4 protein-coding genes are annotated in these 7586 nt (G+C 46.4%); all 4 read right to left on the bottom strand.

Going from position 1 to position 7586, the window contains the following annotated elements; all coding sequences use genetic code 11:
* Positions 1–3865 (bottom strand): hypothetical protein (locus tag POTG_RS24425; protein ID WP_036645707.1); only part of this gene is annotated, 3865 nt, incomplete at its 3' end.
* A gap of 194 nt (positions 3866–4059) precedes the next feature.
* Entirely contained in the window at positions 4060–5571 is a 1512-nt protein-coding gene (aldA, locus tag POTG_RS15100; protein WP_009225700.1) for an aldehyde dehydrogenase, read from the bottom strand.
* A gap of 40 nt (positions 5572–5611) precedes the next feature.
* A complete protein-coding gene (locus POTG_RS15095; RefSeq protein WP_009225699.1) occupies positions 5612–6376 on the bottom strand; it encodes an enoyl-CoA hydratase/isomerase family protein in 765 nt (254 codons plus the stop codon).
* A 45-nt stretch (positions 6377–6421) separates the two neighbouring features.
* Entirely contained in the window at positions 6422–7576 is a 1155-nt protein-coding gene (locus tag POTG_RS15090; protein ID WP_009225698.1) for a CaiB/BaiF CoA transferase family protein, read from the bottom strand.
* Positions 7577–7586: the final 10 nt, after the last annotated feature.

The raw sequence follows: 7586 nt of genomic DNA, 5'->3' as shown, positions 1-7586 counted from the left end.
CTTCGAAGTTGACCGGTGGTGCAACGATTAAGAACCCGTTTTGTTTGGACAGATTTTCTAATGTCTTTTCTGTTTCAACATCCGCTTTGTTAATCTTTATCACAAACTCGACCTTTTCCGGAGAACTACCTTCGTCTGTTACAAGTTGTTTGGCTGGAAGCTTATAGGAATACCGGCCGCTCACCACTTCAATCGTACTGTTCTTTTGATTGAATCCGTCCAATATTTCGCCGTCCAAATGTACGAACACAGCATCAGATTCGGTCGTAATCGGTATAGTGATTAAAGCATTTTCATCCATTTCATTTAAGATGCTATCAAACAATTGTTTCTTGACCGTCACCGTTGTTGTCGTTTGGTCTCCCACTTTTTCAAATTCAACCCGGAAAATATTTGGTATTTTCTTCCCGTTGATTAAAATATCCAGGTTGTTTGCATCGGATACAGGAGGTGTTATTGGCGCAGTGTTATTGTTATCGGATTGATTCCCGTTATCTGAATCGTTTGAAACCACTCCGATTACAATGTTGTCAAAGGCAAGAGTTGCTTTGTTCAACGGCGCTTGTTCAGGTACAAACACGTAAAATCGCAGTTTTTTCAAATTCGTCGTGTCGATGGCCTTCGATCTGGCCGAATAACCGTCTGTCAACCAGCTGGCATCCGTTGGGCCAAATTCTGAAATTTCAATCGACCGTGTTTCATTTGGCGAAATAGTGAAATAGTACATCCCCTTGTTGCCGTATGCGTCCTCGACATCTACGCGCAGCTGGGTTGCAGCATTTTCCAGGTTCGTTACATCGAAGGAAATCGGTCCGCTGTCCAGATTCCAACCTTCTTCCGACGCGGTAAAGTCGATGGTTGCTGAATAATCTCCGCTCGAATCCCATCCATAAGTTATAAATTCCGTAAACTCTGCCTTGAGTGCCTTGCCCCCGTCTGTGGCGCCTTCCGGGCCAATCGTTACGTTGATGAGATTAGAATCATACGTATAGTCGGCTTCTTCTTCGTCTTCAAAGGAGATTTTGGCTCCTTTGATGCCGGTTGATGACCCTCTGATGTTCGTGTTTTCTTCAAAAATCTGCATGACAAATTCGAGATTGTTTACGGCACGCGTGATTTCTTCTTGTGTGGCAAGTTGGTCATTTTTCACAATTTCCGCCTTGGTAACTTCAATACTGAGCGTGTCATGAATATACGGCTGAACCCATTCTGTACCCGGTTCAAGTTCACTTCCCGTTTCCGAAACAGCAATTGAATTCAGTTTCGCCTTTGCATCCGCAATCGGTTGTACTAATGACGAGGTATCCGCACCAATCGGCGCTTCTTTTTCGTAATAGTTGATCAATTGGACACTTGTAATGTATCCGCCGTCTTCAGGGATCGCAATATCAATCGTATTCTGGGATAAAACGTTGTCCGGATCCAGTTCAAACTCGGCGAAGGTCAGAAGGTCTCCGGGTTTATTGGTCCATTCCAGATCCAGATAAAAACGTTGCTCGCTTTCGGTACCCGGGTTGACTTCCACCGTCATATCCCCGGAAAAACCGCTTCCGCTCTTCCCGAAACCAATTCGCAAGGTGGAACGCTTCAACTGATTTGTTTGCGTAGCTATGGTAAATTGAATTGCCTCATTCTTGCTGGTAGGTTGCAATTCCTGAGGAGCGTAAAAAAACTTCCGTTCCCATGTTTGCTTAAACTCGGGCGAGCGGTCCAGCTTAATTTCGAATACGCTCATCTCTTGTACTCTCATATAGACGTTATCAAGGTCGTTGACCGTTTCTTCCTCGTACGTCAGCACACCTTTCTCGAGGAAGAAATGTTTCCTTTTTACACTCGCAATTTCCGCATCGCCAGTGTATACGTTCAAGTCAAGATTGACCCGTTGAGCGTTCAAATTGTGCACTGCTACATACACGGTGTCATTGTAACGAACGGCGTTGGCAAATACGCGGTCATTATCGTCTTGTGTCAGCAAAAACGCGCCCCGATAATCTTTCCACATATCTACATACGCTTCAAGCGGAGTCATCTCTTCCTGCAATCCGGTCAAAGTGGAATCGGTGTAGCGATAGAACGTGTTATTCGCATTCGGTTTCCAGTTAATAACCGGATACAAATATGGAACCAACATGCCAATGGAATCGGAATAATCCATGAATCGCAACATATAACCATTAAAGGCCACAAGCTTCTGGAAGTAATCAATGTCTGTTCCAGCTGTATTATATGTGCCTTCTTCGGTGATATAAATTGGTTTTACGTTGTCCGTATTCACCATGTGGGCGTTCAACAAATCCAGAACAGCTTCCAACCTACCGCTCAAAAACCCGTCAGGGTTGTTTTCGCGGTCATGAATGATCAGCCGTGAATTCTCATAAAAATGATGGGAATACCAATCCAGTGTATCTTTCGTCTTATCCATAAATTCCAGTTGTTCTCTGGCTTCCTGGAAGTCGTTTTTTTCCAAATACATGAATGCGCTGCTGGGGCCGCCCACCAAAACGTCCGGGTTCTCGCTCTTGATAGCGTTAGCCGCTTTGTTATGAAACTCCGCCAAATAATCCCATGCCTTGTCCGGTTCGGTCACGAAAAACCACCATTCTTGCGGAATGGTCGATTCGTTTTTCACTTCGACATACTTCGGCCCTCTTCCGTCAAATCGGGTATCAATGCTCTTAATGGTTTTGGCTGCAGCGTCTGCGGCGGCATCAAAATGTTCGTAAGCAGGTGTTCCAAAATGTTCAGATCCGTTGGATTCCGGATCTTCCCAGGTCCATCGCGGCCAACCATCCAGTGTGAGGACATAATCCTTGCCGACTGTCGGATACAAACTGTCGAATTTTTTGATGGCATCCGGATTTTTCGCGTAGACTTCATAAACTTCCGAGAAATCCGAATACCCAAGGTTGTTCGGGTCTTCCTTCAAGCCGGCATAATTGTTCAGCAAACTGAAATGAAACGCTCCCCGTCCCGGGATGAAGCCCCAATCTTTCGTTACTTTATGATAAGCTTCATCCAGAAGCGTGACCGCACCGCTGTTTTGCTCTACACCTATGGGGCCGCTGTTAACGTGATAGCGCTTGAACACTTCTTCCGGCAATTTGTTCACGCCGTTCATACTCAAATTGATATCAGCATATACGGCAACCGTTACAGGCAATACGGGTTTATCTCCTCCCAGCACCGTCCAGGCGGAAACATCAAATTCGAGAGGAACCCCTTCTTCTTCCCAGTGATAAATGCTTCGAAGTGATCCATTGCCAACGATTCGCATCTTATAACCTTCATAAATGATGTCACCGGTTTCATCTTTAACCAGCCAAGGGTAAAGAATGCTCTCCGACGAGTTGGATTCCTGGAACCCCATTTTGGTATAGTTCGTATACAGGCCCGTTTTACCATCAGTCCAGCCGCCGTTTTTGAAAATGGTCCACTGGGTTTCCACTCCATTGGGATCGATAATATAAAGTTCCATCTCCCTTGATGCCGATCCCTCAAACCGGACGTCGCCAAACAGTCTCCATATCCTGACGTCTCTGGCCGGAATATCAAGGATGACTTCTCCATTTACCTCCAAATAGTCACCTTCTGGATATTGAAAGAAATTGATGCGTTGGATTCTTCTTTCACCGTTAACGCTTTCATAATAGCTGACCGCATCTTCTCCGTATTTTTCTTTGTAATAATGGGCCACATCTGGAATCGTATCGAAATCCGCTTTGTCAATCCTGATAGGCTCTGGCAAGTTATCATCATTCACGTCTGCAAATACCCGATTGTCTGGCGGAATGACAACAGCCATCACCACCAAGGCTGCTGCCAGCAAAATATGCATGAATTTTCTTGATTTCTTCAATATTGCCATAACAATCTCCCTTCCTTCATTTTTCATGCATCGATTTTGTCGCTGCCTTGATAATCACTTGTTGAATATTGCAGAGGATGTCGGATCAAGCTTGCAACTGCAAAAGTGACCTTCCGGTCAACGCTTTGGTAATGCCCGAATCATGCTGCGACAAAAGTGAGTCTTGCCGATTCGGGCATCTGCGTCTGACGACTTTATCGTTTCTCGTCCACTTGGCTGTTTCCGTTTGTCTGGTTGAATCGTTTATACCGCATATATATCGTCCGTTTTTGCAAATAACCTTCGATGCCGTATTCCCCGTCTTCTCCGCCGATTCCGCTCAGTTTGTGTCCACCATGATAGGCGTTGATGCAACCGGTCATGTTCTGGTTCAGAAACACCGTGCCAACCTGCAAAACGTTCGTCGCATGGATCATTTTGTTGTAGTCTTCTGTAAACAGATATGCGGATAATCCGTAGGGACTGGCATTAACGATTTCAATCGCCTCTTCAAAACTGGAAATTCTGACAATTGGCAACACCGGTCCAAATATCTCTTGCCGGGCGGCTGCCATATCCGGTTTCACATCAACCAATACAGTCGGCTCATACCAGTATCCTTTATCGAAAATGCCACCGGTCGGCCGCTTTCCTCCAATTGCAACCTTCGCGCCCTTTGCCACCGATTCCTGGACAATGCGGTCGATTTTATCCAGATCGCCAGGGCTGGCCTTGGGCCCCATATTCACTTCAGGATCGAATGGATCGCCCACTTTAAGCTTTTTCACCCTGTTTACGAGTTTTTCTGTAAATTCATCAGCGACTTTATCGTGAACAAGAACCATCTCGTTGCATATACAAACCTGGCCGCAATTTGTAAACCTTGCATTTACCGCAGCTTCAACGGCAAAATCGACATCCGCGTCTTCAAGGACGATAAATGGCGCTTTACCCCCAAGTTCAAGGGATAGAGCGGTGATGTTATCCGCTGCCGATTTGTAGATCGCTTGACCGGCTCGCACGCTTCCCGTCACGCTAACCAGTTTCGTTATAGGACTGGTAACCAGCATCTGGCCAACCTCAGTACCGCTGCCTGTCACGATATTGGCAACGCCTGGCGGAAAACCGACTTCGTGAATAAGCTGGAAAAATTCCAGTGATGCAATCGGCGTAAGTTCATGTGGTTTTATAATCATCGTATTACCTGTGACAAGCGCCGGCCCCAGTTTGCGTCCGACCAAAGCCAGAGGATAATTCCAGGCGCATAGACCGACCGTGACGCCGTAAGGCACTTTCTGTACCATAACCAGTTCGTCTTCATGAGTCGGTTGCAAGAGATCGCCCTTGTATTTATTGGCCGATTCCGCTGCAAATGTGAAATAAGCCATCGTATCATCAACTTCACCAAGGGCTTCTCCATACGTTTTACCTTGCTCCATGACAAGCAACCTGGCGAAATAGTCCCTTTTTTGCCGCAGCGCTTCCACCAGCTTCATAATATATTCCGCTCTTTGTACAGACGGCATCGCTTGCCAAGCTTGTTGAGCCCGTTGTGCCGATTGCAACGCAGCTTGAACATCATCCTTGTCCGCATCCGTCACCTTGGCGATCACTTGTTCATTGGCTGGATTCTGTACTTCAATCCACTTTCCTGATTTCGATTCCACCCATTTACCATCAATGTACAAATGATAGTGATCCATCCCGTCTTTATGGAATTTCATCATTTCTGGTTGCCCCTTTTTCATGTCTTCATTTTACTTGCCCTTAAAAACCGGCTTTCGTTTTTTTTGTAAACGCTTGTTTGCCTTCCTTGCTGTCCTCTGTTGTGAAGCAAAACGAAAATAAACTGTTTTCGTATTGCAGCCCTGCATCTAATGGCATATTCATGGCAGCTCTCAAGGCAAGTTTCGCGCTTTCTACAGCAATCGGGCTGTAACCGGCAATCGTTTCTGCCATTTCGTAAACGGTTTCCTTCAACTTGTCAGGCGATACAACCCGCTCCACCAATCCGTATCGGAACGCTTCTTCCGCTGTTAAAACCCTGCCTGTCAAGATCATTTCAGCCGCTTTCCCTGCGCCGACAAAACGGGGCAACAATTGGGTACATCCGCTGCCGCTTATCCACCCCCATTTAATCTCGCCGGCACCGAAAGCAGCATGATCCGAGGCGATCCGAATATCCGCATGAAGGGCAAGCTCCAGACCGCCGCCGATAGCATAACCATTGATCATGGCGATGACCGGTTTGCGAATGTTACGGATAGCCATACAGTAATCTTCCCGATTGCGCAATTCCCAAGGTGTACCATAATCATCCAGCACTTTCATATCGCTGCCTGCCGAAAAACTTTTGCTTCCTTCACCGGTCAGTACAACTACTCTGATATCGGGGGAACAGTTGATCTCTTGACCGAGTCTGGTCAATTCCTCCCCCATGGCGCGCGTTACGGTATTTAACTTTTCAGGACGGCAAAGTGTAATTGTGGCGATACGGTTCGATACTTCAAAATGAATTGCTTTTGTTTTCACCGTTTATTCTCCATTTCAAGGTTTATCGATGATCAATGTGCCGATTCAGGAATTGCCAATTTGAAACGAACGATTAATTTGTTCCGTATCTTCCCCCACGTTGGGGGCTCCTTTGGCATGTTTCAATACTTGTCCGTTTATCCTTACAGGATAACGCGTGGTTTTGAAGATCGCGCCGCTGGAACGCATCACCTCCTGAAACATGTCCAGCGTTTTTATCCCTTCATGATTCAATGCCTGATCCCAATCCATCACCTCCGCACACCAATAATCCGCCGGTTCAAGCATATCCAGCCATTCGCGAGTGGTTTTGGTTTTCAAATGACGAACCAGGATTCGTTTGATTTCATCCCTTCGTTCAAACCACGATTTTTCATCTGAAAATGCTGACAATTCATCACATTGCAACAGATTTCCCAGTTCCACAATCGATCCCATTGCCAAGGCCAGATGTCCGTCTTTGGTTTGGTAGATACCATAAGGCGCTCCCAAATAAGCGTGGGCGTTGTGCACTTCACTTCTGGCAGGCAATTGGGGTGTTTCACTGTTCAAATAGGCACTCAGAACCTCAAATTGAAAGTCCAGCGCCGCTTCCATCAAGCTGATTTCCACATATCCCCCTTTTCTGGTGGTATTCCGTTGATACAACAGTGCCAGTATGGCTTGGACAAACATGGAACTGGTATGCAAATCAATAACCGCCAAACCGAACGGAAGTGGTGGCTGATCCCGGTTTCCGTTTAACCATGCAAGCCCGGACATCGCTTGAACGAGCAAATCCTGCCCCGGTTTATTTTTCCAAGGGCCATCCGCTCCGTAACCCGTAATGCTGCCATAGATGATTCCCGGATTTAGCTGCTTCACTGAATCATAATCAAGCCCCAATTTTTCCATCGTACCCGGCCGAAAATTTTCAATCATGACATCTGCCCTTTGTACCAATCTTCGAACTTTTTCTAAATCGTCCGGGTTTTTCAAATCCGCCGCATAACTCTCTTTGTTGCGATTCATACACTGAAATACGGTGCTTTCCCCGTCAACCCGCAGATTGGATAACGTCAACCGTCGGCTTCCATCTCCTTTTCCCGGCCGCTCGATTTTAATGACGCGGGCGCCCAAATCAGCGAGACGAAGTGCTGACACCGGTCCCGCCAAATATTGACTGAAATCAAGAACGACAATTCCATCCAACAAGTTCAATGTTCTCCCC

This window comes from Paenibacillus sp. oral taxon 786 str. D14 (assembly GCF_000159955.1).
Taxonomy (GTDB): domain Bacteria; phylum Bacillota; class Bacilli; order Paenibacillales; family Paenibacillaceae; genus Fontibacillus; species Fontibacillus phoenicis.
The sequence above is the reverse complement of the archived record's forward strand: the minus strand, read 5'-3'. Positions and strand labels throughout refer to the sequence as shown.